The sequence below is a fragment of the Streptomyces sp. NPDC050738 genome, assembly GCF_040654175.1.
In the GTDB taxonomy this organism is placed as follows: domain Bacteria; phylum Actinomycetota; class Actinomycetes; order Streptomycetales; family Streptomycetaceae; genus Streptomyces.
The window spans coordinates 261,647-286,513 of the sequence record NZ_JBFAHN010000007.1 but is presented as its reverse complement, the minus strand read 5'-3'; the positions used below and the strand labels follow the sequence as shown (position 1 = coordinate 286,513).

General features: G+C 69.7%; 24 protein-coding genes and 1 pseudogene. 12 read left to right on the top strand and 13 right to left on the bottom strand.

The window, feature by feature from the left end; genetic code table 11:
- Positions 1-53: 53 nt before the first annotated feature.
- Positions 54-674 carry a TetR/AcrR family transcriptional regulator gene (locus AB0H78_RS20425; RefSeq protein WP_363235890.1) on the bottom strand — a complete coding sequence of 207 codons (621 nt, stop codon included), beginning with the start codon at positions 672-674 and terminating at the stop codon, positions 54-56.
- A 169-nt stretch (positions 675-843) separates the two neighbouring features.
- Between AB0H78_RS20425 and AB0H78_RS20420 the strand changes: the two genes are divergently transcribed.
- The 5 genes and pseudogenes from AB0H78_RS20420 to AB0H78_RS20400 form a co-directional block, all read left to right on the top strand.
- Positions 844-1,716: an SDR family NAD(P)-dependent oxidoreductase gene (locus tag AB0H78_RS20420; protein ID WP_363235889.1), complete on the top strand. Its 873-nt coding sequence runs from the start codon at positions 844-846 to the stop codon at positions 1,714-1,716.
- A gap of 359 nt (positions 1,717-2,075) precedes the next feature.
- The gene (locus AB0H78_RS20415; protein ID WP_363235888.1) at positions 2,076-3,431 is read left to right on the top strand and encodes a DUF1254 domain-containing protein; all 1,356 of its coding nucleotides are present in this window, start codon (positions 2,076-2,078) and stop codon (positions 3,429-3,431) included.
- 356 nt (positions 3,432-3,787) lie between these two features.
- Positions 3,788-5,680, top strand: coding sequence for an alkyl sulfatase dimerization domain-containing protein (locus tag AB0H78_RS20410; protein WP_363235887.1), 1,893 nt, complete (start codon positions 3,788-3,790; stop codon positions 5,678-5,680).
- Between the two features lie 91 nt (positions 5,681-5,771).
- Positions 5,772-7,514 (top strand): solute carrier family 23 protein, encoded by a 1,743-nt coding sequence (locus AB0H78_RS20405; RefSeq protein WP_363235886.1) that lies wholly within the window; start codon positions 5,772-5,774, stop codon positions 7,512-7,514.
- A 172-nt stretch (positions 7,515-7,686) separates the two neighbouring features.
- Positions 7,687-7,779 (top strand): annotated as a pseudogene (locus AB0H78_RS20400) (transposase family protein); the annotation flags it as partial.
- 17 nt (positions 7,780-7,796) lie between these two features.
- On the opposite strand, the gene AB0H78_RS20395 reads toward AB0H78_RS20400, so the two are convergent.
- Together AB0H78_RS20395 and AB0H78_RS20390 are read right to left on the bottom strand one after the other, a co-directional pair.
- Positions 7,797-8,612, bottom strand: a complete 816-nt coding sequence (locus tag AB0H78_RS20395) for an alpha/beta hydrolase (protein ID WP_363235885.1) — start codon at positions 8,610-8,612, stop codon at positions 7,797-7,799.
- 85 nt (positions 8,613-8,697) lie between these two features.
- Complete coding sequence (locus AB0H78_RS20390; protein ID WP_363235883.1) at positions 8,698-10,587, bottom strand: ABC transporter ATP-binding protein; 1,890 nt, start codon at positions 10,585-10,587, stop codon at positions 8,698-8,700.
- A 145-nt stretch (positions 10,588-10,732) separates the two neighbouring features.
- Here AB0H78_RS20390 and AB0H78_RS20385 point away from each other — a divergent pair, with 145 nt between their 5' ends.
- The gene (locus AB0H78_RS20385) at positions 10,733-11,155 is read left to right on the top strand and encodes a DUF350 domain-containing protein (protein ID WP_363235882.1); all 423 of its coding nucleotides are present in this window, start codon (positions 10,733-10,735) and stop codon (positions 11,153-11,155) included.
- 19 nt (positions 11,156-11,174) lie between these two features.
- Here the strand turns inward: AB0H78_RS20385 and AB0H78_RS20380 are convergent, their stop codons facing one another.
- Positions 11,175-11,726: a DoxX family membrane protein gene (locus tag AB0H78_RS20380; RefSeq protein WP_363235881.1), complete on the bottom strand. Its 552-nt coding sequence runs from the start codon at positions 11,724-11,726 to the stop codon at positions 11,175-11,177.
- Positions 11,727-11,911: 185 nt separating this feature from the next.
- Here AB0H78_RS20380 and AB0H78_RS20375 point away from each other — a divergent pair, with 185 nt between their 5' ends.
- The 3 genes from AB0H78_RS20375 to AB0H78_RS20365 all read left to right on the top strand — a co-directional run bounded on the left by AB0H78_RS20375 (position 11,912) and on the right by AB0H78_RS20365 (position 13,749).
- Positions 11,912-12,361, top strand: coding sequence for a nitroreductase family deazaflavin-dependent oxidoreductase (locus AB0H78_RS20375; protein ID WP_363235880.1), 450 nt, complete (start codon positions 11,912-11,914; stop codon positions 12,359-12,361).
- 10 nt (positions 12,362-12,371) lie between these two features.
- On the top strand, positions 12,372-13,058 hold the full coding sequence (locus tag AB0H78_RS20370; protein ID WP_363235879.1) for an endonuclease V: 687 nt from the start codon (positions 12,372-12,374) through the stop codon (positions 13,056-13,058).
- A 211-nt stretch (positions 13,059-13,269) separates the two neighbouring features.
- Positions 13,270-13,749, top strand: a complete 480-nt coding sequence (locus tag AB0H78_RS20365; RefSeq protein ID WP_363235878.1) for a VOC family protein — start codon at positions 13,270-13,272, stop codon at positions 13,747-13,749.
- Here AB0H78_RS20365 and AB0H78_RS20360 read toward each other — a convergent pair.
- The 5 genes from AB0H78_RS20360 to AB0H78_RS20340 are packed head-to-tail and all read right to left on the bottom strand — an operon-like array spanning position 13,724 to position 19,107.
- Entirely contained in the window at positions 13,724-14,209 is a 486-nt protein-coding gene (locus tag AB0H78_RS20360) for an NUDIX domain-containing protein (RefSeq protein ID WP_363235877.1), read from the bottom strand. The two genes, AB0H78_RS20365 and AB0H78_RS20360, sit on opposite strands and share 26 nt — an antisense overlap.
- Positions 14,206-15,009 (bottom strand): N-formylglutamate amidohydrolase, encoded by an 804-nt coding sequence (locus AB0H78_RS20355; protein WP_363235876.1) that lies wholly within the window; start codon positions 15,007-15,009, stop codon positions 14,206-14,208. The genes AB0H78_RS20360 and AB0H78_RS20355 overlap by 4 nt, the downstream gene beginning before the upstream one ends.
- Positions 15,009-16,253 (bottom strand): NAD(P)/FAD-dependent oxidoreductase, encoded by a 1,245-nt coding sequence (locus tag AB0H78_RS20350; protein WP_363235875.1) that lies wholly within the window; start codon positions 16,251-16,253, stop codon positions 15,009-15,011. The genes AB0H78_RS20355 and AB0H78_RS20350 overlap by 1 nt, the downstream gene beginning before the upstream one ends.
- Positions 16,250-17,665 carry an FAD-dependent oxidoreductase gene (locus AB0H78_RS20345; protein WP_363235874.1) on the bottom strand — a complete coding sequence of 472 codons (1,416 nt, stop codon included), beginning with the start codon at positions 17,663-17,665 and terminating at the stop codon, positions 16,250-16,252. The genes AB0H78_RS20350 and AB0H78_RS20345 overlap by 4 nt, the downstream gene beginning before the upstream one ends.
- Entirely contained in the window at positions 17,662-19,107 is a 1,446-nt protein-coding gene (locus tag AB0H78_RS20340; protein WP_363236064.1) for an FGGY family carbohydrate kinase, read from the bottom strand. Before AB0H78_RS20340 ends, AB0H78_RS20345 begins: the two co-directional genes overlap by 4 nt.
- 173 nt (positions 19,108-19,280) lie before the next feature.
- Here AB0H78_RS20340 and AB0H78_RS20335 point away from each other — a divergent pair, with 173 nt between their 5' ends.
- On the top strand, positions 19,281-20,264 hold the full coding sequence (locus tag AB0H78_RS20335; RefSeq protein WP_363235873.1) for a hypothetical protein: 984 nt from the start codon (positions 19,281-19,283) through the stop codon (positions 20,262-20,264).
- Positions 20,265-20,305: 41 nt separating this feature from the next.
- Positions 20,306-21,832, top strand: coding sequence for an amino acid permease (locus tag AB0H78_RS20330; protein ID WP_363235872.1), 1,527 nt, complete (start codon positions 20,306-20,308; stop codon positions 21,830-21,832).
- A 50-nt stretch (positions 21,833-21,882) separates the two neighbouring features.
- On the opposite strand, the gene AB0H78_RS20325 is transcribed toward AB0H78_RS20330, so the two are convergent.
- Positions 21,883-22,143 carry a GlsB/YeaQ/YmgE family stress response membrane protein gene (locus AB0H78_RS20325; RefSeq protein WP_363236063.1) on the bottom strand — a complete coding sequence of 87 codons (261 nt, stop codon included), beginning with the start codon at positions 22,141-22,143 and terminating at the stop codon, positions 21,883-21,885.
- Between the two features lie 176 nt (positions 22,144-22,319).
- On the opposite strand from AB0H78_RS20325, the gene AB0H78_RS20320 reads away from it, so the two are divergent.
- The gene (locus AB0H78_RS20320; RefSeq protein WP_363235871.1) at positions 22,320-22,499 is read left to right on the top strand and encodes a hypothetical protein; all 180 of its coding nucleotides are present in this window, start codon (positions 22,320-22,322) and stop codon (positions 22,497-22,499) included.
- 33 nt (positions 22,500-22,532) lie between these two features.
- On the opposite strand, the gene AB0H78_RS20315 is transcribed toward AB0H78_RS20320, so the two are convergent.
- From AB0H78_RS20315 to AB0H78_RS20305, 3 genes are read right to left on the bottom strand one after another with little or no spacing between them, the layout of a single operon-like run.
- Complete coding sequence (locus AB0H78_RS20315) at positions 22,533-23,063, bottom strand: HD domain-containing protein (protein WP_363235870.1); 531 nt, start codon at positions 23,061-23,063, stop codon at positions 22,533-22,535.
- A 36-nt stretch (positions 23,064-23,099) separates the two neighbouring features.
- Positions 23,100-24,008 (bottom strand): hypothetical protein, encoded by a 909-nt coding sequence (locus AB0H78_RS20310; protein ID WP_363235869.1) that lies wholly within the window; start codon positions 24,006-24,008, stop codon positions 23,100-23,102.
- Positions 24,009-24,059: 51 nt separating this feature from the next.
- Positions 24,060-24,848, bottom strand: a complete 789-nt coding sequence (locus AB0H78_RS20305) for a methyltransferase domain-containing protein (protein WP_363235868.1) — start codon at positions 24,846-24,848, stop codon at positions 24,060-24,062.
- Positions 24,849-24,867: the final 19 nt, after the last annotated feature.

Below are 24,867 nucleotides of genomic sequence, written 5' to 3'. Positions count from 1 at the left end.
CGAGGTATTTCTGCGAGAGCGTGCGAGGCAGCGACTTCTCGCGGGTCAGCCCGTTAGTGCTCGCTCGGTTCCGGACGGGCGCCTCGCAGGAACTGCGTGACCGCGGTGTCTACGAGTCCGTCGAGCCGCGTCGCGTCGATCATGCCGCTGTTGACCATGCTGGTGATGCCTTGCACGGTGGCGTAGAGGATGATTCCGACCTCTTCTGGATCGCCCTGTTGCAGTACGCCGTGCCGTTGCCCCTCTTCGATCAGGTCGACCACCTGCCCGAAAGCGGTCGCAGCGGCCTGGGTGACTCGGGTTGCTCCCAGGCGGTGCTTGCTGGAGTTCATCAGTCCATAGAGTGCGGCGTTCTCGGTGGCGAAGCGGGCGAATGCCGAAACGGCGTCCCGCACACGCGAGGGGAATTCACGCTCGCTGCCACCCTCGGTCAGTGCCTGACGTATCGCGGCACCGAGGCGAACGAAACCGGCCTCGGCGAGCGCGTCGAGCAGCGCCTGGCGATCCGCGAAATGACGCCGCGGCGCGGCATGGCTGACACCGATTTCCTTCGCCAGATCCCTGAGTGAGAGGTGTTCGGCTCCGTGTTCCCGCAGCCCTCGTTCTGCTGCGTCGAGGAGGGAGGCGCGGAGGCTTCCGTGATGGTAGGGCCGCTGTTCGGCGGAATCAGGCATGTCAGCAAGCGTACCGAATCAATGTTGTCATTGACTACTATGTTTCCAGTGGCTACATTGAGATCGTGTCCCTTTTCTCCCACCTCTGACATCCCGCCGCCGGGTGGCCATGCAAAAGAAGCCTGACCGGCCACCACCCACCGCACGTTCCCTGAGAGGCGCCACAGCCATGACCCCTCCGCGCAAAAATGAACTCATCGTTGTTTCCGGGGCGTCAACGGGGATCGGAGCGGCGACGGCTCATGAACTCGCCTCGATGGGCTACCACGTGCTTGCCGGTGTACGCACCGAAAGCGAGGGGGACGCCATCCGGGCCGACGGCATCGAACCCATCACCTTGGACATCACCGTCCCCGGGCACATCGAGGCCCTCACCGAGCGGATCGCCAACGACCCGGAGCGGCGCGCACTGCGTGCTCTCATCAACAACGCCGGGATCGAAGTCAACGCACCGCTCGAGGTGCTGCCGCTGGAGCTGTGGCGTGAGCAATTCGAAGTCAACCTGTTCGGACACATCGCTGTCATCCAAAAGCTCCTGCCCTTCTTGCGGCAGAGCCGGGGCAGGATCGTCAACATCAGCTCGGTGGGCGGTGTAGCAGCACTCCCGATCTTCAGTGCGTACGCGGGGACGAAGTTCGCTCTCGAAGCAGCCAGCGACGCCCTGCGTCGCGAGGTCAAAGCGCAAGGCGTGCAGGTGGTGGTGGTCCAACCCGGCGGCGTCAAGACCGAAATGGCCGCCCACAGCGGAGACATCTCCCTCGAACTCGCCGACAAGATGAGCAGCGAGCACCAGCGTCTTTACGGCGATCTCGTCACATCAACAGTCGCCTCGAACACCGCCTTCCTCAAGCGCGCGGGACCCGCAGCGAAAGCCGGAGCCAAGATCGCCAAGGTAGCCACAACTGCCCGACCGCGTACGAGATACACCCTCGGCATGGACGCCGCATTCATCATCCCCATCGCCCGCATCCTGCCCGACCGCCTGATGGACAGGGTGCTCTCGGCGAGTCACCGGCCCCAGCGGAACATGCCCGCGCGCTGACATCCATCGCGCGGACCAGGCGTGCGAGGCTTCAGCAGTGCTTTCTGGCCCCACTTGGGAATGAGGGTTGGCCACGTCCGCCCGAAGGCAAGCGCGACGTGTTGGGCGTGTGGGTAGTTCGCGGCGGCGAGGCCACGCCGACAGGGCTGGCGCAGCTGAGAAACCGCGGCGTCGAGCGCGTGGTGATCGCCTCCGACGCCAGCCCACAGGTGGCTGACCGGAGCGGCCCGGATCGGATGTCACGGAGCCGTTGCCGACGGCGGTGGACTTGATCGTCTGCAGTTGCCGATACGCCTTCCCCACAAGACAGTGAGTGGGGAAGGGTCAGGCCAGGGCCGACGGATCGAATCGGGGTTCGCGTGGACGCGCAGTCGCTGCTGCAGGAAATCGCCAAGGGGCACGAGATCGCGAGCGGTCACGAAGGCTACTGGCTGGGCATGGCCGCGTTCCGCTACGGCTTCCCACTGACGGAGATGCACCGCTCCCTGTGGGAGTGGCACGCCGACACCACGGCGCCCACGCATCTGGGGGCCATCAACGAGGTGCATCACACCCCACGACGCGCCCGGCCCGAGGACACCTACTTCGTGACCCCGATCGTCGATGCGCCGTACTCGCGCACGTTCATCGACCTGACCGCCGGCGGCTCCGTGATTCTTTCCGTTCCCGCGATCGCGGACCGGTACTTCACCGTGCAGTTGCTGGACATGTACACCAACAGTTTCGCCTACGTCGGCACCCGGACGGGCGACACCACCGGTGGCGAATACCTGATCGTCGGCCCCGACTGGCGCGGCATCGTGCCCGAAGGCGTCGTGCGCGTGATCACCGCACCCGGACCGCTGGTGTGCTTGCTCGCACGGGTCACCATTCTGGACGACGACGTGCCCGCCACCGTTACCCTCCAGAAACAGATCACCGTGCGCCCGGCCGACCCAGATGCCGCGGATCCGGAGCCCGGTGCCAACCCGAGGGCGCGGGACTTCCGCACCGGCGACCCCCTGGACTTCTATCGGATGCTCGCCGAGTGCCTGACCGCCAGCCCACCGCCTGCGGTCGACGCGGGCGTGCTCGGGCTGCTGCGGCGCATCGGCATCACACCGCACCGTGCCTTCGATCCCGAGCAGCTGCACCCGGCGGCCGTGGACGGGCTCAAGCGCGCAATCGCTGACAGCCTGCACGACCTGTACGCCGACATCCCCTTCACCGCGCCTTCCCACAACGGCTGGGTCATGGTCGACCTGGACACCGTCGGCGACTGGGGCACCGACTACTTCTCGCGCCTGGAGATCGCTCAGGCCGGACTGCTGGCCAACAGCGCCCACGAGGCCTACTACGTCGGCTCGATCTTCGACGCCAACGGCAATCCGCTGTCCGGCGAGCACCGCTACGAGTTGCGCTTCGGCCCCGGCGACTTCCCGCCGGTAGCCGCGTTCTGGTCGCTGACCATGTACCTCAACCCCCAGGGTTATCTGGTCGAGAACTCCATCGACCGCTACCACCTCGGCTCACTGACCAAGGACCTCGTCTACGGTCCCGACGGCTCGCTCACCCTGTACCTGCAGCGCGAGGACCCCGGCCCCGGTAAGCACGCCAACTGGCTGCCGACCACCGAAGCCGGCGTCCTGTTCCGCCTCATCCTCCGTCAGTATCTGCCCGGCGAGGACATCCTCACGGGGCGCTACATCCCCCCGGCCGTCACCCGCGTCGACTGAACGACGCCACAGCTGCTGACTTCCCCACGCTCAAGCCCCTGATCGGCACGTACATCGAAGTCCACCCTGCTGTGGCCGGCGGTGATCAAGAGCCGGAAACGGGGCGGTCCTTGGCAGATGCGCCCCCGTTCCTTCGCGCCGCGATCCAGGCCCGGCCCTCCGCCCCTGCCAACTACCTGCGGCGTCAGCATCGCAGCCACAGTGAGCAACCACCACTGACACCGAGAAAGACTCAGTGGCTGTCCTGTCCTGCCCCACTCGCAGGTCGCGATGATGTTGATGGTGGCAGCGTCGACGTTGCGGGTGGCGTTCGAAGCCGAAGTGCTCCGAGCCAATATGTGTGCAATTCTCCCATAATGACTTCACCCTCCAGGGCAGCGCACCCCTCCGTCGTCCAGCAGCAGGCCGTCCTGCGGGACCGGTATCCCTTCAACGACCAGCAGGACTTCGAAGACGCGAAGCGCGGTCTGATCGCACGTCGCACGCCGAACGCCGTCACGGCCGAGGACGGCACGGTCGTCTGGGACAACGACACTTACGCGTTCCTCGAGGGGGACGCCCCCGACACGGTGAATCCCAGCCTGTGGCGGCAGTCCCGACTGGTCGCGGAGCAGGGCCTGTTCGAGGTCGTCGAGGGCATCTACCAGGTGCGCGGCTTCGACTTGTCGAACGTGACGTTCATCGAGGGCGACACAGGGGTCGTGGTGATCGATCCGCTGATCTCCGTGGAGACGGCCGCGGCAGCGCTCGCGCTGTACCGCGAGCACCGCGGAGAGCGTCCGGTGACCGGCGTCGTCTACACGCACTGCCACGTCGACCACTTCGGCGGCGTGAAGGGCGTCACGACCGCCGAGGATGTCGAGGCGGGCCGGGTGCCGGTGCTCGCGCCGGAGGGCTTCACCGAGCACGCGGTGGCCGAGAACGTGTACGCGGGCACCGCGATGAGCCGGCGTGCCGCCTACATGTACGGAGGAGCGCTCGCCCGCGGCCCGCAGGGGCAGGTGGGCGCCGGGCTCGGGCAGACGACGTCAACGGGCACGATCACCCTCATCGCTCCGACCGTGGACATCACGACCACGGGCCAGGAGGAGGTCGTCGACGGTGTCCGTATGGTCTTCCAGATGGCTCCCGGCACGGAGGCGCCGGCGGAGGTGCTCCTCTACTTCCCCGATTTCAAGGCGCTGTGCACGGCTGAGGATGCCACGCACACGCTGCACAACCTGCTCACGCTGCGCGGAGCGGTGGTCCGGGACCCGCACGCCTGGTCGCACTACCTCACCGAGACCATCGACCTGTTCGGCAGCACGACGGATGTCGCCTTCGCCTCGCACCACTGGCCCACCTGGGGTCGGGAGCGCGTCGTGTCGTTCCTCGAAATCCAGCGCGATCTGTACGGCTACCTGCACGACCAGTCACTTCGCCTGATCAACAAGGGCTGGACCGGGAGCGAGATCGCCGAGCACCTCCAGTTGCCGCCGGCCCTGGAGAACGCGTGGAGCACTCACGGTTACTACGGTTCGGTGAGCCACAACCTCAAGGCCATCTACCAGCGCTACATGGGCTGGTTCGACGGCAACCCGGCGCACCTGTGGCAGCACCCTCCGGTCGAGGCCGGCCGTCGGTACGTCGAGTTCATGGGCGGCGCCGACAGCGTCGTTGAAAAGGCTCGCGACTCCTTCGACTCGGGCGATTTCCGCTGGGCAGCCGAGGTGCTCAGCCACGTCGTCTTCGCCGAGCCGGCCCACGCCGGGGCCCGCGACCTGCTCGCCGACACCCTGGAGCAGCTCGGCTACGGCGCGGAGAACGGCACCTGGCGCAACTTCTACCTCTCCGGCGCCACCGAGTTGCGCGAAGGGCAGTTCGGTACTCCCACCGTCACGGCCTCCGCCGACATCGTCGCCCACCTCACCCCGCGGATGCTGTTCGACGCGATCGCCATCCAGATCGACGGGCCAAAGGCATGGGACGAGAAGCTCAGCATCGACGTCCACCTCACCGACTCCGACGAGCGCTACCGTCTGCGCCTGGCCAACGGGGTGCTGAACTACACCGCGGCCCCGCAGGACGCCCCTGCCGACCTCACCCTCACCACCACGACGCGTGCCCTCCCGGCCCTCGCGGCCGGTGACCTGACCCAGGCGGGCCTGGCGGCAGCCGGCATTGAATCCGCTGGCGACACCGCAGTTCTCGGCCGTCTGGCCGGGGTCCTCGACCCCGGCGACCAGGACTTCCCCATCGTCACGGCGTGAACTGCTGTCCTGCACGCGGACCGCGCGCAAAGACGTACACACCCTGGAACCAACGAACGGCGGCGTAAGCCGAGCCCGCGGGAGCACAGCCATGACGGATACCACCGCCTCGGGCCCGCCCGACGAGCCCGCACCCGAACCTGCCGCACCGGACAAGGCGCCGTCGCCCACGGCCGCGCCCTTCCCCCGCCCCACAGCAGGTGACGTCACCTCCGGATTCGTCACCGGCCTGTTCTCCATCCCCGAGGGCATGGCCTACGCCAGCATCGGCGGGTTCTCCGCACCCCTGGGTCTGTGGTCAGGGGTGGTCCCGACCATCATGGGCTCGGTGTTCGCCCGTACCGCGCTGATGGTCACCACCCTCACCAGCGCGATCGCCCTGTCATCCAAGGGCGTGCTGACCGCGGCCGACCTCGATCCCGGCGACCTCGGTGCTCTCGCGACGCTCACCGTCCTCGTCGGCATCGTCATGCTGATCATGGGTCTGCTGCGTCTTGGATCCGTCATGTCGTTCGTCTCCACCGCCGTCATGACCGGCTTCACCACCGGCATCGCGCTGCAGATCATCGCGGGAGTCGTCAAGGACGCGACCGGCTACACCCCGACCCCCCACAACACCCTGGCGAAGTTCTACGACGCGCTGGCCCACATCGGCGACTGGAAGGGTGCCACGGTCCTCGTGGCAATCGCGACGCTCGCGGTGTGGGCCGCGTTCAAGGCCGTCAAGCGCCTGGAGTCCTACGCCACACTCCTCGCGCTGCTCGTCGTGAGCGTCGCCTGCGCGATCATCCGGCCCGATGTGGAACTGGTCAAAGACATCGCTGCTATCCCCCGCTCCCTTCCCCCCTTCTCCCTGCCGGACCTCAGCGCCGTCCCCGACCTCGCGACGGGCGCCATCGCGATCGCGCTCGTCGCGCTCGCCCAGGCCGCGGGCATCGGAGCGGCCGTCGCCAACCCCGACGGCGCCCGCCCCGACGCCTCCCGGGACTTCACCGCACAGGGCCTGGCCAACATCGCAGGCGGACTCTTCTCCGCCCTGCCCGCCGGCGGGTCACTCTCGCGCACCGGCGTCGGCACCAGCGCCGGCGCCCGGACCCGCTGGTCGGGAATCTTCGCAGGCATCTGGCTCGCCGTACTCGTCCTGCTCGTCGGACCGCTCGCCGGACAGATCCCGATGGCCGTCATCGGCGGACTGCTCCTCGTCATCGGCGGCGAACTGATCGCAGGCCGCGTCAAGGACATCGTCCTGGTACTGCGCACCTCATGGCTCTCCGCCACCTCGATGACCATCACATTCCTGGCCACCACACAACTCGCCCTCCAATACGCCATCTTCATCGGCGCGGGCCTCTCCATCCTCCTCTACGCCGTCGCAGCTTCCAGCCGCGGCCGCCTCGTCCAGCTCACACCCGAAAGCGGGGGCGGCTGGAGCATCGAGGACGCCCCGGCCGCATTCCCCAGCGGACGCACCACCGTCCTGCACTACCTGGGCACAGGCTTCTTCGCCGAAGTCAACCGCCTGGAAGACGAGTGGCCCGACGCCCGCCACACCCACGACGCCGCCGTGGTCCTCTCTCTACGAGGCTCGGCAGGCATTCCCTCGGCAACCTTCCTCAAGGCATTCCAACGCGCCGCCCTGCGCCTGCGCGAGCAGAACGTCCACCTCGTCCTCTGCGGCGTGCCGCAGTCCCAGCACGAACTCTTCGCCCGCTCCGGCACCCTCGACGCACTCGGCCCCGAATCCGTCATCGCGGAAACCCCTCACCTGATGGAATCCCTCACCACCGCCTACAACCTGGCCGAACGGCAACGCAAGCAGAACGCCACGATGTGAGACACCGCTCTGAGTTCCACGCCTTACGACCTCGTGCACGGTTAGCCGGATCACGGGCCTGTCGGCTGCTGTGATCGCTGAACTCGTTGCCGAGGTGGGGCCGTTGTGGCATGAGCGGCACCAGGCCCGGCTTGCGTCCCGGCCGCGGAAGCGTGCCGTGGGCGCCGGTGCGATGCCCCAGATGGTGTTCATCGACCGGCTCCTGGCCACGCGCGTGCACCTTCGTCATGGGGTGACTCACGACGTGCTGGCGTGCTGGTTCGGTGTGGACCGCACGGCCTTTCAGGCACCGTCGGCGAGCACCTTGCGCAGTGCCTCGGCGAACCCCTGCGGATCGCCCATGAAGCCGCCGTGGTCACCGGGGAACCCGACCGGCGGCCTGCCGAGCAGCTCGGCGAGCGCCGTCGACGTACGGAAGGTGTCCAGGCCTCCCGAGTCGGCGCCGATGCCGACCTCGACGCGGGACGGCCCGGTCCGCAGGGCGTCGATGTCCGGCCGGTACAGGCTGGTCCCGCGCAGCTCGTGGCCGAAGAACCGGGCGCTGTTGGCCAGGTCCTGCAGGGAGGGCTCGTCCGGCGCTGCGACCGGGGCGCCGTCCGCACCGTCCTCGAATCCCGCTCCGGCCATGAACTTCCGCCATGCCGCTTCCAGGCCGTCGCGGTGGAAGGTCTCGACCAGGTCCTCGACCTTGGCGCGCTGCTCGGCTGCGTCGGGCAGCAGTTCGACCACGGGCGGCTCGTGCGCGACGAGCGTCCGCACCCGGCCCGGATGCCGGGCGACGAGCGCGAGGCCTGTCACCGCGCCTCCGCTGCTGCCGAACACATCGGCCGATTCCGCGCCGAGCGCGTCCAGGAGGGCGGCCACGTCGTCGGCCCGCAGCTCGGGGGTGGAGTCCTGTTCGGGGTCGTCGAGGACGCTGCGGGAGATGCCCCGCGGGTCGTGGGTGACGACGGTGTGATCGCTCGCGAGCGCTTCGGCCAGCGGGGCGAAGGCCGATGCGTCCATCGGCGCTCCCATGATCAGCAGCAGGGGTCCTGTCCCGCGGATCTCGTAGTGCAGGCGTACACCGGGTCCTTCGAGGATGTGCGTGGTGGTCATGGAGGGTGGTCCTTCCGTTCGGGCCGGCCGCGTCGGCGGCTTCGCAGGGTGGACTGCGGCCGGCCGGAGAACTCATCGCCACCCTTCACCCTGCCACCTCCGCGGTCTCCGTGCCCGGGCGCTCGAACTGGGTGCGGTACAGCTGCTCGTACCGGCCGCCGGCCGCGAGGAGCGCCGTGTGGGTGCCGCGCTCCACGACCTGCCCGTCCTCGACGACGAGGATCAGATCGGCAGCCCGTACGGTCGAGAGCCGGTGGGCGATGACGACCGCGGTCCTCCCCTCCAGAGCTTCCCCGAGCGCCTCCTGCACGGCGGCCTCCGAGGTCGAGTCCAGGTGGGCGGTGGCCTCGTCGAGGATGACGACGCGCTGTTGGGCCAGCAGCAGGCGGGCGATGGTCAGGCGCTGGCGCTCACCGCCGGAGAGGCGGTAGCCGCGCTCGCCGACCACGGTGTCCAGGCCATCGGGCAGTGAGGCGACGAGGCCCTCAAGACGGGAGCGGCGCAGGGCGTCCCAGAGGTCCTCCTCGCTCGCTCCGGGCCTGGCGAGCAGCAGGTTGGCGCGGACCGACTCGTGGAAGAGATGGCCGTCCTGGGTGACCATGCCGAGCGTGGCGCGGATGGAGTCGGCGGAGAGGTCGCGTACGTCGACGCCTCCCAGCCGCACGGCGCCCGCATCAGTGTCGTAGAGGCGGGGCAGCAGTTGCGCGATGGTCGATTTGCCGGCGCCCGAGGAGCCGACGAGGGCGATCATCTGCCCGGGTTCGGCGCGGAAGGAGACGCCGTGGAGGACTTCGGTGCCACCACGGGAGTCGAGGGTGGCGACCTCTTCGAGGGAGGCGAGGGAGACCTTGTCGGCGGCCGGGTAGCCGAAGCGCACGTCGTCGAACTCGACGGAGACAGGTCCTTCGGGGACCGTGCGCGCGTCCGGCTTCTCGGAGATCAGCGGCTTGAGGTCGAGGATCTCGAAGACCCGCTCGAAGCTGACGAGTGCGCTCATGACCTCCACTCGGGCACCGGCCAGGGCGGTGAGCGGGGCGTACATCCGGGTCAGCAGCAGGGCGAGTGCGACGACCGCGCCGGGCTCCAGCTGGCCGCGCAGCGCGTAGAAACCGCCCAGACCGTAGACCAGGGCGAGCGCCAGGGCCGAGACGAGGGTGAGTGCGGTGACGAACACGGACTGGGCCATGGCCGTACGGACACCGATGTCGCGCACCCTGCGGGCGCGGGCGGCGAATTCGGAGGACTCGTCCGCGGGCCGGCCGAAGAGCTTGACCAGGGTCGCTCCGGGGGCCGAGAAACGCTCCGTCATCTGTGTGCCCATGGACGCGTTGAGGCCGGCCGCCTCGCGCTGGAGGCGTGCCATGCGCGAGCCCGTTCGGCGGGCGGGGATCACGAAGACCGGCAGCAGGACCAGGGCGAGCAGGGTGATCTGCCAGGAGATCGAGAGCATCACGGCGACCGTCAGCAGGAGCGTGACGATATTGCCGACGACGCCCGACAGCGTGCTGCTGAAGGCCCGTTGGGCGCCGATCACATCATTGTTCAGCCGGCTCACGAGCGCACCGGTGCGGGTCCGGGTGAAGAACGCGACCGGCATGCGCTGCACATGGTCGAAGACCGCGGTGCGCAGATCGAGGATCAGCCCCTCGCCGAGCGTCGAGGACAGCCAGCGGGTCACCAGTCCCAGTGCCGCCTCGGCGAGGGCGATTCCGGCGATGAGCAGGGCGAGCGCGGTGACCGTGCCGGAGGCCTTGCCCTTGACGATCGCGTCCACAACCCGCCCCGAAAGAACGGGAGTTGCGACCGCGAGCAGCGCGGTGACCACGCTGAGCACCAGGAACTGCACGAGCTGGGCGCGGTGCGGGCGGGCGAAGGCGGCGATCCGGCGCAGGGTCGCACGGGAGAAGGGCCGTTTGTCCTGTTGCGCATTCATCACACTGTGCAGTGATGTCCATGCGGTGACTTCCATGCTCACGTCATGCCTCCGGGGGCTCCGTCGGGAATTACGTGAACCGTAAGACCTCAACCAAGATCGAGGTCAAGCCCATACCTCTGGCCGCCGCGGTGCGATAGGTTTTGCGCTTCCTTGACTTGATCACCTTCACGTGCGGAGACACCCCATGAACGACATCGTCAACGGACTTGGCCGTGCCGCCGCCTACGGAGCCCTGGGCGTCGTCCTGTTGATCCTCGGCATCTTCCTGGTGGACGCCCTCACACCGGGCAAGCTCGGCCGTCAGATCTGGGAGGAGCGCAACCGCAACGCGGCCCTGCTGCTGAGCTCCGCGCTGCTCGGCATAGGCGGGATCGTGTTCACATCGATCTGGACGACGTACGACGACTTCGGCAAGGGCCTCGCCTCGACGGCGGCGTTCGGCCTGCTGGGCCTGGCGATGATGGCGATCGCCTTCTTCGTCGTCGACGTCGTGACGCCCGGCAAGCTGGGCGCGACTCTCGTCGACCCCGAACCGCACCCGGCGGTGTGGGTCACGGCCTCCTGCAACATCGCCGTGGCCGCCATCGTCTCGGCGTGCATCGCCTGACGGTCGGGATCCGGCGCGACTACCGCACTTCCTGGGCTTCCTGGTCTTCCTGGTCTTCCTGGGCCGCGCGCTGCGCCTTGTTCCGCCGGCCGACCACGGCCGCGGCCGCGAGCGCGCTGCCCGCGAAGGCCAGCGCCACGGTCCACGGCTGGTCGAAGACATGGTCGGTCGCGTGGTCGACGGAGTAGCGGCCCGCACCGGCCACACCGATCGCCGCCGCGGTGAAGCCGAGGAAGGCCGGGTACTCGAAGCCGCCGCCCTGGGCGAAGAACCCGGCCGGCGCGTGCACGGCCACGGCGCCCGCCATCGTGCCCGCAGCCGCGGCCCCCGCGGCCGGAGTGGCGAGTCCGAGCAGCAGCAGCGCCCCGCCGCCCGCCTCGCCGAGCCCGGAGGCGATCGCGCTCTGCCGGCCGGGGGTGAAGCCCATGTGCTCCATCGCGGCGGTGGTGCCCTCGATACCGCCGCCGCCGAACCAGCCGAGGAGTTTCTGCGCTCCGTGCGCCATCAGCACTCCGCCGGTGCCGGCCCGCAGCACGAGCAGACCGAGGTCACGCCGGTTCATACAGGTCATCGCGGTCTCCAGGTGAGCGGCTGGGGTGAGCGGCCGGGGAGGTACCCCTCCACTCTCCGTGCCCGCCGCGCCCGCCCACACCGTTGCTGGGCCATTCGAGTGCTGGACCATTCGGGCGTGGATGGATTCCGTTCCCGCGGGCGTTGGCCCATCGTCAGTACCAATCGGACGAAGGGACATCTGCCATGCCTCTTGAGGGCGAGTACGTAGCGAGCCCGACCACCTGGGTACGCGAACAGGTCGAGCGGATCGAGAAATCCGGCGGCAGCGAGGGCATGACCATGCGCGGCATGCCGGTCATCCTGCTGACCACCCGGGGCGCCAAGAGCGGCAATCTTCGCAAGCAGCCGCTGATGCGCGTCGAGCACGACGGCGCCTATGCCGCTGTGGCATCACTGGGTGGCGCGCCCAAGCACCCCGTCTGGTACCACAACGTCGTCGCCGACCCGCGGGTCGAGCTCCAGGACGGCACCGTGCGCCAGGACATGACGGCACGTGAGGTGACCGGCGAGGAGAAGGCCCTGTGGTGGGAGCGCGCCGTCGCGGCGTACCCCGACTACGCCGACTACCAGGAGAAGACGGACCGGCAGATCCCCGTCTTCGTACTGGAGCCCGCGGAGCACCCGCACTCGTAAGCTACCGGTCATGGACACCCCGACCGACGAAGCCTCGGCCCGCGCGATCCAGGACCAACTCCGCACCCGTGTGGTGCTGGACGAGACCGGACCGCCTCCCGGCACAGGCCTGGTCACGGGTGTCGACGTGGCATACGACGACGAACGCAATGTCGTCGCGGCCGCAGCGGTCGTCCTCGACGCGGCCACTCTCGCCGTCGTCGAGGAGGCCACCGCGGTGGGCGAGGTGACCTTCCCCTACGTACCCGGGCTGCTCGCCTTCCGGGAGATTCCCACCGTCCTCGCGGCTCTGGAGAAGCTCGGCTCCGGGCCAGGGCTGGTGGTCTGCGACGGTTACGGGCAGGCCCATCCGCGCCGCTTCGGGCTGGCGAGCCATCTGGGTGTGCTCACCGGGCTTCCGGTGATCGGCGTCGCGAAAAACCCCTTCACCTTCACCTACGCACAGCCAGGCCTCCTGCGCGGCGACTCCTCGCCGCTGCTCGCCGACGGAGGCGAGGAGGTCGGTCGCGCGCTGCGCACCCAGAGGTCCGTCAAGCCGGTCTACGTCTCGGTCGGCCACCGGGTCGGTCTCGACAACGCCTGTGCCCACACTCTGCACTTGTCGCCCGGCTACCGGCTGCCGGAGACGACCCGTCGCGCCGATGCGCTCTGCCGGCAGGCGCTGCGCGAGGCGACCGCCACAGCCCCCACCACCTGAACCGGATGCCTCTTCGGCGTCCTCCTCCAGGGAAGGCTGCCCGGGTCTGCCCCCTCCGGCCGGGGCATCGCCCTGGCGGCCCTTCCCGCCTGCCGTGCGGGGAGTGGCGTACGGGCCGAGGATGGTCTTGCCGAAGACCGATGAGTTACGGCGGCGGAACCGGTCCCCCCTTCGGAAGCATCCGTACGCCACCTCCCGAGGAGGAGCCCTCATGCAGAAGATCACGACCCACCTGTGGTTCGACGACCAGGCCGAGGAAGCCGCGCGCTTCTACACCTCCGTCTTCCCGAACTCCCGGATCGTCGAGGTGAACCACTACGGCGAAGGCGAACCGGGCAAACCGGGGGGTGCGGTCACCGTGGTCACATTCGAGCTCGACGGGCAGCAGTACCTCGCGCTCGACGGCGGACCGATGTTCAAGTTCAGCGAGGCCATCTCGTTGTACGTCGACTGTGCCACGCAGGAGGAGGCCGACGAGCTGTGGGCCACGCTGACCGCCGACGGCGGCCAGGAAAGCCAGTGCGGCTGGCTCAAGGACAAGTTCGGGCTGTCCTGGCAGATCATCCCCAAGGAGGCGACCGACCTTCTGTCAGACCCGGACAAGGCCAGGGCGGGCCGGGCCATGCAGGCCATGATGGGGATGCAGAAGCTCGACGTGCAGGCGCTCAGGGACGCGGCGGACGGTTCATGACGCGATAGCGGTGGACCTCGGGGCCGGGCTGCGTGTCCGGCCCCGGTCCGAGGCATTGCAGTACCGCCGCCGAAGGCCCGAAGAGCTCCGCCGGGACGGCGTCCTGCGCGAACCACTCCCACCGTTCGATCTTGTCCGGTTCGGTGACCCGGGCCCGTCCACGGGCGACTGTGGTCCGCGCGGCTGCGGTCACCCGGGTCACTCCGCCCCGGCTGTCCAGAAGTACGGCGATGATCTCGACGTCGGCCGCGTCGGCCCGCATCCCGGTCTCCTCCGCGAGTTCCCGTACGGCCGCCTCCGCGAAGCCCTCGCCCGCGTCGACCTTTCCGCCGGGCAGCTCCCAGCGCCCGTCGTGGCCGCGTCCCAGCAGGATGCGGCCGTCGTCGCCGGTGACGACGAGACCGACGCCGGTGAGGCTGTTCGGTACGGGAAAGCGCCGCTCGGCGCGTTCGGCCTTCACCGCGCGCTCTCGCTCCGTACGAGTGCGGCGAGCGCCTCGGCCAGTGGCTGCAGGCCTGGGCCGGGTCTACCGCCCGGTTCGGTCATGTAGAGGTCGCGCCGGATCTCGATCATCAGGGCACTGACCCGCCGGTCCTTGCCGTAGTGCTTCAAGGGCACGTAGGTGCCGGCGAAGGGGGTGTCGACGGCGGTCGTACCGAGCGGCGCGAAGACCTCCTGCGCGCGCGTGAGCAGCCGGGCGGGGGTGTGGACGGTGTCGGTGCCCAGGCAGACGGGCGGGCGGAGGCCTTCGCCGTGCAGTTCGTAGGGCAGGGGCTCGGTCGGATACGAGTGCACGTCGATCACCACCGCCCGTCCTGTGGCCGCCAGCCGGTCGTCGACCGCCTGTGTCATCGCGGCCGCGTAGGGGTGGAAGTAGGCCTCGATCAGGAGCAGTTCGTCCGAGTCGGGCGCGCGCAGCCGTTCGCGGTGGGTGGTGTGGGTGTAGACCGCCCCCATGCCGACCGATCGCATCTCCTCGCGTTCGTCGGGGAACCGCTCCGGGTCGACGACCAGGCGCGACAGCCGGTTGACGAACTGCCAGGGGGTGAGCGGGGCCATGGTGGCCGCCGCGGCCGCGATCTCGGCGGTGTGCGCGTCGGTGATGTGGTCCAGTTCGAGGCCGAGCGCCGCATCGTCCAGCACGATGGAGCGACGTACGTCGGCGGGCACGGTGCGCGCGGAGTGCGGTACGTGCAGGATGACCGGCGATGCGGGTGCGCCCGCGATCAGTTCGAAGGGTGCGTGGGGCGCCTCGCCCATCAGGTGCTCCTCTGTTCCGCCTGTTCCGTCGTGAAGATCACTGTGCCACCTCGGGGATCGGCTCTGTCCACCCAGCTCGCGGAGACGGTGAGGGAGCGGTTCGGTACGAAGGTGCGCGGCAGCCTCTGCTCATGGAGGGTCAGACCGTCCTGGCGGACCGTCAGGTGCTGTCCGACCAGGAACCGGTCGGGGCGCAGCAGGAAGCGGCCGTCCGGGGGCGGCGGGCCGCCCGGGGTGATGCGCTGGGGTGCCACCCAGCGCAGGGGGCCTTCGGTCCGTACCGGAAGCTGTTCTGAAGGCCAGGGCGCTCCGTTCAGGTGCCGGAGTACGGCGGTCGCGGCGAGGTCCCCCTCCCGGGCGGCGGCCAGGGCCGGTTCGGCCCCGTGGAGCAGATTGCCGACGGCGAAGACGCCCGGTTCGGCGGTGCGGAAGGCCAGGTCGACGGCGGGGCCTCTGGTGCCGGGATCGAGCGGCACGCCGCCGCGCCGGGCGAGCTCGTGCTCGGGGATGAAATCGCCGGTGAAGACGACGGTGTCGCAGGCCAGCACCGTCTCCCGGCCGCTCGTGTGACGCATCACGATCCCCGACGCCCTTCCCTTGCCGAGGAGTTCGGTGACGGTGGCGCCGGTGTACAGGGGCACCCGGCGGCGCAGGCGCACGTCGACGGCGTCCCTGCGGGCCGCCTGATGGCGCGGGAGGCCGGTGATCATGGCGGCGACCTCGACGCCCGCGCCCAGCAGCGTCCGTACGGCCGAGTAGGCCACCGGTTCGGCGCCGATCACGATCGCCCGTGTGCCGGGGTGACGGCCGTGGAGGTGGACGGTCTGCTGGAGCTCGCCCGTGGTGAACACCCCGGCGGGTCTGCTGCCGGCCACCAGCCGTGCGCTGCGGGGGCGTTCGCGGGCGCCGGTGGCGAGGACGACGGCGCGGGCGGTGATGCGTTCGAGGCCGTGGGGGCTTGTGGTGTCCAGGGTCCGTGGTCCTGCCCATCCCGTGGCGGTGACCGAGGTACGGAGCAGGGCACCGGCCTGGGCCGCCTCACGGGCCAGCCTGCGCGCGTACTGCGGGCCCGTCCGCAGGCCGAAGCCGCCGTGGTGGCAGTGGCGCGGGATGCCACCGGGGTGGGCCTCGCGTTCCAGGACCTCGACCGTGCCCGTGCCCGCGCCCGCCAGCCGGGCGGCAGCGGTGAGGCCTGCGGGTCCGGCGCCGATGATCAGGACGTCGACGGTGCGCTCGCCTCTCATCGGTCGGTCAACTCCTTACGCTGCAAGAAGAGTTCGCGGACAGCGGCTCCGCAGTAGAAGCCCTGGCAACGGCCCCCTCGTGCCCGGGTGCGCCGTCGCAGTCCGTCCAGGGAGCCGGCCGGGACCTCTGCGGTGAGGGCGTCGCGGATCTCGCCGCGCGAGACCTGCTCGCAGTGACAGACGAGGACGCCGTACTCGGGGTCGGATGCGATGAGTTCGGCATTCTCGTAGGGGCGCGGGAACGCCTCGCCCAGGTTGGGCATGCGCACGGGTTCCAGCTCCCGCCCCTCGCCGAGGTCCAGGCCTGCCCCGGCGAGCAGTTCGGTGACGTACGCGGCGATCGCCATGGAGGCGGTCAGGCCGGTGGAGCGGATTCCGCCGACGGTGACGGAGCACTGTTCCGGGTGGGCGTGGATCTGGAAGTCGTCGTGTTCGGTGGCGGCACGCAGCCCGGCGTAGATGGTGGTGACCTCTTCGTCGAGGAGCGCGGGAACGATCCGCCGGCCCTTCTCCCTCAGGAGGGCGATGCCTTCGGGCGTCGAACCCGTCGCCGTCCGGTCCTGAAGGTCCTCGGCCGTGGGGCCCAGCAGCACGTTGCCGTAGACGGTCGGCGCCACCAGCACTCCCTTGCCGAGCGCCGTGGGCACCGGAAGGAGGATGTGGTGGACCAGCTCTCGGGCGAACTTGTCGAAGACGATGAGCTGGCCGCGGCGCGGGGTGACGGTGAACGCGTCGTGGCCGAGCGTACGGTCGACGGTGTCGGAGTGGAGGCCGGCCGCGTTCACCAGATAGCGGGCGTGGAGTGTTCCGCGGACGGTGTCCAGCCGGTGCAGGCCTTCTGCAGTGCGGCTGAAGTCCTCCACACGGCAGTTGAGGTGGAGGTCGACGCCTGCGCGGACCGCCTGGGTGGCGTAGGCGAGTGTCGTGGTCCAGGGGCAGATGATGCTCTCGCCGGGGACGTCGAGCGCGGCCAGGGCGCCGTGGCCCAGGTGTGGTTCGCGTCGGCGCAGCTCGTCGGCATCGATGATGCGCGCCTCGTGGTAGCCGTTGCGTACGGCCTTGTCGGCGAGGGCGGGGAGCGCGGCGAGCTGTTCCTCGTCCCAGGCGACGAGCAGCGCGCCGACGGGTTCGACGGGGATGCCCGACCGTGCCGCGTACGCGGCCAGCCGTTGCTGCCCTTCCCGTACGAGACGGGCTTCCAGGGAGCCGGGAACGGCGTCGAAACCGGTGTGCAGGATCGCCGTGTTGGCCTTGGAGGTGGCGTCGCCGACGTCGTCCGCGGCTTCGACGAGGGCGGTGCGCAGAGGGTGGTGGGCGAGCTCGCGGGCGATGGCCGTGCCCACCACACCGGCTCCGACGACCACGACGTCGTAGCTCTTGTCGGGCAGTTCTCCGGCCGTGGTGACGCTCATGAGGGGGCGGGCGTGCGGTCGAGGAGCGCTGCGACTTCCGCGCGGAAGGCGCCGAGTCGTTCGGCGGCCTGGTCCGGGCCGATCGCGGGTTCGTAGACGGTGGACGGTTTGCCCCGTACCACCGCCTCTCCCAGAGACAGGGACGGGTTCAGGCCGAGCCGGGTGACCGCGGATACGCCGAGCGCTGTCGCATCGGGCAACTCCGATACCTCGACCGGTAGTTGGAGGAGGTCTGCCTGTGTCTGCATCAGCAGTGAGGAGCGGGTCAGGCCGCCGTCCACCCTCAGTACGGACAGAGGCGTCCCCAGGTCGGCGGCCGCAGCGGCGGCCACTTCGGCGACCTGGGCCGCGATGCCCTCGCAGAGGGCGCGCACCAGATGCCCGGGGGTCGTGTCGAGTCCCAGTCCCGTGACCGAGCCGCGCAGATCGCCCCGCCACCAGGGGGCGGCGAGTCCGGCGAGCGCGGGGACGAAGGTGACGCCTTCGGAATCGGGGACGGCGGAGCCGACCGGGTCGATGTCGCGGGCTCCGGAGATCACCCCGAGGTCGGCGAGCCAGCGTACGGCGGACGCGACGGTGTAGACCTGCCCGTCGAGGCAGTAGCTGGTCTCTCCCGCGAGCCGCCAGGCGACGCAGCTGACGAGGCCGTTGGCGGAGCGGCGCGGCTCCGTGCCGGTCTGGGCGAGGAGGAACGCACCTGTTCCGTAGGTGCACTTGGCGGTCGACGGTGCGGTGACGCGCTGAGCCAGGAGCGCGGCCTGCTGGTCCACCAGGAGGCCGGTGAGCGGGATCTCGGCGCCGAAGGCGGTGGTGGTGCCCACCGGTCCTGCCGCGTCGACGACCCGCGGCAGCCGCTCCGTGCCGAGTCCGAAGAGGTCGAGGGCCCTCGGCGACCAGGCCGCCTTGTCGAGGTCGAGGAGCTGGGTGCGTCCTGCGGTGGAGGCGTCGGTGGCGAAGGCGCCGGTGAGCTGGTGGATCAGCCATACGTCGCTGGTGGTGACCACGCCTTCCCGGGTGAGGAACCGGCGTATCCAGGCCATCTTGGGGGCGGCGAAGTACGGGTCGAGCGGCAGCCCGGTCAGCCGGCGCAACTCATCGCCGTACGCGGCCATTTCGGCGCACAGCGGCGCCGCCCTGCGGTCCTGCCAGACGATCGCGTCGGTCAGCGGCCGCCCGGTAGCGGGGTCCCAGGCGAGGACCGTCTCGCCCTGGTTGGCCAGGCCCACCCCGGCGACCGCCTCGCCCGCTTCCGCCAGGGCCTGCCGTCCGGCGTCGAGGACGGAGGAGAGCAGTGCGGCCGGGTCCACCTCCACAAGACCGCCGGGCAGGTAGTGCGGACGTACCTCTGCCGCACCGGAGCCGATCACACCGCGCTCCGGGCAGACGACCAACGCCTTCGTACCGGAGGTGCCTTGGTCGATCGCCAGTACCGGGCTGTCCATCGTGATCACTGCGGCAGCCTGCTACACGTCCTTGGAGGCGTCAAGAGTTTCTGACACACCATCAAATTCCCATTTTCTGCCCAGAGTTGCATAAGATCAGCTCCGCTCCACTGAACCGGAGCGTCCGCCTCTATCGCTTCCCCCCACAGAGGAGCCAGGTGTTAGCACGCCCGGTGTATCACCCCGCCGGCCACGACGACGGACTGCGCAACGCACTTCAGGACCTCAGAACCGGGCGCTGGCGGTCCCTGCGCGATCTGCTCGCCGAGACCCCCGACTGGGCGTTGTGGACGCAGCGCACCCAGGTACTCGCGGCCGCGGCCGCCGGCACGGACGTCGTGCAGACATGGCGGGCCGAGGAGCCGCGCAGCGCGGCCGCGGCCGTGATGCACACCCGGGTCCTGGTGGAGCGGACCCTGCGCGCGCATCGCGCGGGTCACCGGTCCACCAACGAGCTGTGGCACGAGGCCTGGGAGGCGTGCCAGATCGCCGCTCATACGATGCCCGGGGATCCCGTGCCCTGGGTCTGCCAGCTGGCGCTGGCCCGGCTCGACGAGCACCAGCAGTGGGAGGAGCACCGGCAGGCGCCGCCGGAGCAGATGCTCTTCCCGGGTCCCTGGGGTCTGCTGGCCGAGGCCGACAAGCGCGACCCGTACAACCGCGAGGCCTATCACCGCATGCTCCAGTTCGCCTACGCGCGCAGACCCGGCGGGCATCTGTCCGAAGCGGTCGGATTCGTGCAGTGGGCGGCGGCGCGGGCGCCCGAGGGGTCCGCGCTCCTCGCGCTGCCTCTGTACGTACGGGTGGAGCGCTATCTGCGGGAGGGCGGCCGCGAGAAGGCCCTGGACCTGCACTGGGTCGCGGAGGACGCCACCCGGGAGACGCTGCGGGCACTGCACGGTTGGTTCGACCTGTCGCCTCCGGCCACGCGCTCGCTGCTCGACCTGAGCCATCTGGCGCACGCCCTGTGGGGGTCGCTCCAATTCCGTGACGCGGTAAGGGTGTTCGACGCGCTCGGCCCGTACTTCACTCCGGCCCCCTGGTCGCACCGCACCCACGACCCCAGTGATCCCGACCTGGCCGCGGAGACCTTCGTGCAGGCGCGTGCACGCTGTCTGGCCGCGGCACGCGACCCCGGATCCGGGCCCCAGAACTGAACCACCCCGTCCCCCTTCCCCCCGCCCCAGGAGGCACTCCCGTGTCGCGAACCATCTGGTCGAGCACCAGCATCCCGCCACAGCAGCAGGACGAGGAACAACGCCTGCGGGAGCTCGGCTACCAGCCCGTACTCGCCCGCCGCATGGGCAGTTTCGGCAACTTCGCCATCAGCTTCTCCGTCATATCCGTGCTCTCCGGCTGTATGACGCTGTACGGCTTCGGGATGGGCACCGGCGGCCCCGCCGTCATGCTCTGGGGCTGGGCAGGCGTAGGCCTCTTCGTCCTGTGCGTGGGTCTGGCCCTGGCCGAGGTCACCAGCGCCTACCCCACGTCGGGCGCCCTCTACTACATGGCCGACCGGCTCGGCGGCCGCCGCTGGGGCTGGTACACCGGCTGGCTGAACCTGCTCGGCCTGCTGGGCGCGATCGCCGGAATCGACTACGGCGCCGCCCTGTTCACCGGCGCCTTCCTCAACCTGCAGTTCGGGTTCACGCCCACATCCGGCTCCACAATGCTGATCTTCATGGGCATCCTGCTGCTGCACGCGGTGCTGAACCTCTTCGGCGTACGGCTGGTCAGCGTGCTCAACTCGGTCAGCGTGTGGTGGCACCTGGCGGGTGTCGCCGTGATCGTCGGCGTCCTGGCGATCGTCCCCGACCACCACCAGTCGCCTTCGTTCGTCTTCACCCACTTCGTCAATGACACCGGCTGGTCCAACCCGCTGTACGTGGCGGCGATCGGCCTCCTCCTGGCCCAGTACACCTTCTGCGGATACGACGCCTCCGCCCACCTCTCGGAGGAGACCTCCAACGCCTCGGTGTCGGCGGCCAAGGGCATCGTCCGCTCCATATGGGTGTCCTGGATCGCCGGCTTCGTCCTGCTCGCCGGGCTGACCTTCGCCATCCAGAACTACGCGGGCACCCAGAACAGCGACACCGGGGTGCCGCCCGCCCAGATCTTCATCGACGCACTCGGCAACGGCGGCGCCACCGCCCTGCTGCTGGTCGTGATCGTGGCGCAGCTCTTCTGCGGCAACGCCGAGGTCGCCGCCGCGAGCCGTATGGTCTTCGCCTTCAGCCGCGACAACGCGCTGCCCGGCTCCAAGCTGTGGCGCAAGGTCAGCAGCCGCACCCAGACTCCGGTCAACGCGGTCTGGCTGTCGGTCGGTTTCGCCTGCCTGCTCGCCGTGCCGTCGCTGTACTCCGCGACCGCCTACGGTGCGGTGACCGCCATCAACGTCATCGGGATCACGCCCGCGTACGCCATCCCCATCTACCTCAGGCTCCGCGCCGGGAACCGATTCCAGCCCGGCCCCTGGAACCTGGGCCGGTGGAGCAGGCCGATCGGCTGGATCGCGGTGGTGTGGGTGGCCCTGGTCACCGTGCTGTTCTGCCTCCCCCAGAAGTCACCGGTGAACATCGACTCGATGAACTACGCGGTGATCGCGCTGGCCGCGGTCCTCGTACTGGCCAGCATCTGGTGGTACGTCGCCCGGCGCACGTACAGCACCCCGGCCGCCTACGGGTCGGAACGCGAGCAGGCCGAGATCGCGGAGGGCATTGTCTGAGGCTCCGTCAGGGGCCGTCGCAGCGACGGCCCCTGACGGTATGTCCGTGCTCAGCGCGACTTGGCGCGGTCGAGACCCGCGACGCCGACCGCGGCGAGCCCGATCTGGATCAGCCACTCGATCCAGTCGACACCCTTTGTGTCGTCGACACCGGCGGCATGCGCGATGACGCTGCCGACGAGCGCGGCCACGATCCCGATCAGGATCGTCCACAGAATGCCGATCCGCTGACGCCCCGGGACGACGAGCCGTCCCAGTACCCCGATCACGATGCCGATCACAATCGCGCTGATAAGACCCGAGATCTCCATGACCGCCTCTTTCGGCAGGGATATGGACCACACGCGTGCATCTGACCGGTACCCCCGGGGGCGGGGGCTACTCCACCGTCCCGGGCGTAGATGCCGCGGCAGGTCACGAGCGCAGTTCAACGGATCTTTGACTGCCATATGGCCGTTTGTCAGTGCTCGCCCGTAGCCTGGTCGTCATGTCCTTCACCCCCTCGCCCACCGGCGCCGCGCGTCCCGCATCCGCGGTGAACGCGGAGATACGCGCGCTGTGGTCGCGTGCGCACGGGACCTTGTCCGAGGTGGAGGCGGTCCGGTACGAACGCCTGCTGGTGGAGTGGGCCGCGGCAGTCCGGGCCGACACCGATGCCGCGGCGTGAGCCCGTACGCACGGGACCGACCGGACCGTGCGGTCAGGAGGCGGTCCACTCCCGCAGCTCGGGCAACAGCGCCGGGTTGACGATCGTCACGATGGATTCGATCTCTGCCACGTCGGCTGCCGCCCACAGGACTTCGCGCGCCGCGCGGTACTTCGCGGCGAGTCGGGTGCGCTCCGGCGCCGGGAGTCGCGCCGCACGCTCGGGAATGCTGTTGTGCGCATTGTCGGCGATCTTGACGAGGGTGGCGTCCCGGCTGCGGGTGATGCGCTGGATCTTCAACTCGTAGGACATTCCAGGCTGGTTGGTGACGGCTTCGACGATCTCGACGACCCGGTCCGGGATGCCGGAGGAACGGAGCCGTTCGGCCGTCCAGTCCGTGTCCTCGACGATGTCGTGCAGCAGCCCGGCCATCTCCAGCTCCGGGCCGAAGGGCACCAGCCCGGCGGCGACCGCTCGTACGTGGTCGACGTAGGGGACTTCGATCTTGTCGACCTGCCCTGCGTGCGCGGTGCCGACGAGCGCGTCGACCTCCTCCACCGACTTCACTGGTTTCACTGGCTTCACTGACTGCCTCCCCGGCATCGGACCCACGGCCGACGCTTACCCCGCCTGCCCCTGCGCCTCCACCGTAAATGCGGCAGTACGCACCTTCCCCTCGTGCTGGAAGTCCAGGAACAGCCGGTACCTGCCCTCGCTCGGCGCGGTCGCCGTGAACGACACCACGGGTCCCGGGCCTCCCGGGTTGGGGTGGACGTGCAGATAGGCGAGATCTCCGGAGCGCAGGGCGACCAGGTGTCCGTACGCCCCCAGATAGGGCTGCAGATCGGTGACGAGCCTGCCGTCCTTGCGTACGGTCAGCCTCAACTCGCCCGCCGTGCCCGAGTGCAGCGCGCCGGCGAGGGCGACCTCATAGCCGTCGACCTGCACCGTGGTGCGGACAGGCGGCAGAGGTTCCGGGCTCCCCTTGCCCGAGACGGTCAGACCGGTGCCCAGCGTGTGCCCTGTGGCGCCCTGGGCCTCGGGCGTGAAGTCGGCGAAGACCCGGTACGCACCGGCCTTCGGGAGCCGCAGCGGGGTCGACCAGGTGCCGTCAGCTGCGCGTACGGGGTGCAGATGACGGTATTGGGTGAGGTCACGCGAGGCGACGATGAAGTGCAGCTCCTTGCCGTGTTCACGTCGGTACGCGGTGACATTGCGCCCGTCCTTGCCCTTGACGGCGAACCGGATCTCGGCGGATCCACCCGCCGCTACCGTCGGCGTCTGCAGATCCAGGGTGTAGCCGCCCTCCGCACTCTTGAGCCCGGTGGCCGAAGCACCTCCCCCGGCGGCCTGTTCCTCGTGCACACCGTGCTCGTTCCCGCTCCCGCTCCCGCTGTCGTGGCCGGCTCCGGCGTCGTGACCCCGCTCGGTCGCGACCACGGGGTCGACCGCCTTGCCCACGCCGTAGGCCGTGCCGAAGGTCGCTGCGACCGCGGCGGCAAAGGCGGTGATCTTCAGTCCGGTGTTCATGACGAACCCCCTGCTCCTCGGAGTGGCTTTCCCGCACCGGAGACTATACCCCTAGGGGGTATCTAGTCCACGGTCCTCACCCCCGGCCACGCCTGCGGCAACGAAGAACGGAACCGCCAGGAACAGCCGCCCCGTGCGCGCCCGTTCACTCTGCTCGGCAATCCAGCCACCGGCGGATTCGGCCGTCACGGCCCCTGCGGCACGCGCGGCCCGGGCGAGTCCGGTGAGGAGGGGCAGAGCCCGGCCGTCGATGAACACTGCGGTGTGCACCTCGACGGCGACATCCCGAAAGCCCGCGGCAAGGAGCAGATTGCGGTACTGCCGCGCCACCCGCGGGCTGGTCACCAGGTCGGCGCGGGCCTGCACGATTCTCCGGGTCAGCGCCGGGTCGTCGGCATCGACGACCAGCGTCTCCCAGTCCTGCCCCGCGAGAACCGCGCGTCCTCCTGGAACCAGTACGCGCCGCGCCTCCGTCAACGCCCGTATGGGATCGGCCAGTTCATGGAACACCTTCTCGGCGCGATACCCGTGCACCGACCCCTCCCCCAGGGGCAGCGCATACGCCCCCGCTGCACGGAAGTCGCCTGCGGGCAGGCGCTCGCGGGCGACGGCGATCATCCGCTCGTCCGGATCCACCCCGACGGTCCGCACGCCTCGTAGCTCCGCCAGCTCCGCGACGGCCCGCCCCGTCCCGCACCCCACGTCCACCACGCGCTGCCCCGGCGACACTCCGAGCAGTTCGGCGATCCGCTCCCGGAGCCCTGCCGCACCGGGCATCCGCTCGGCCGCGTCGAGCACGGCGATCAGGGAATCCGTCGTCTGCTGCGTCTCCTTGTCCATGGGAGACAGGCTGCGGCTT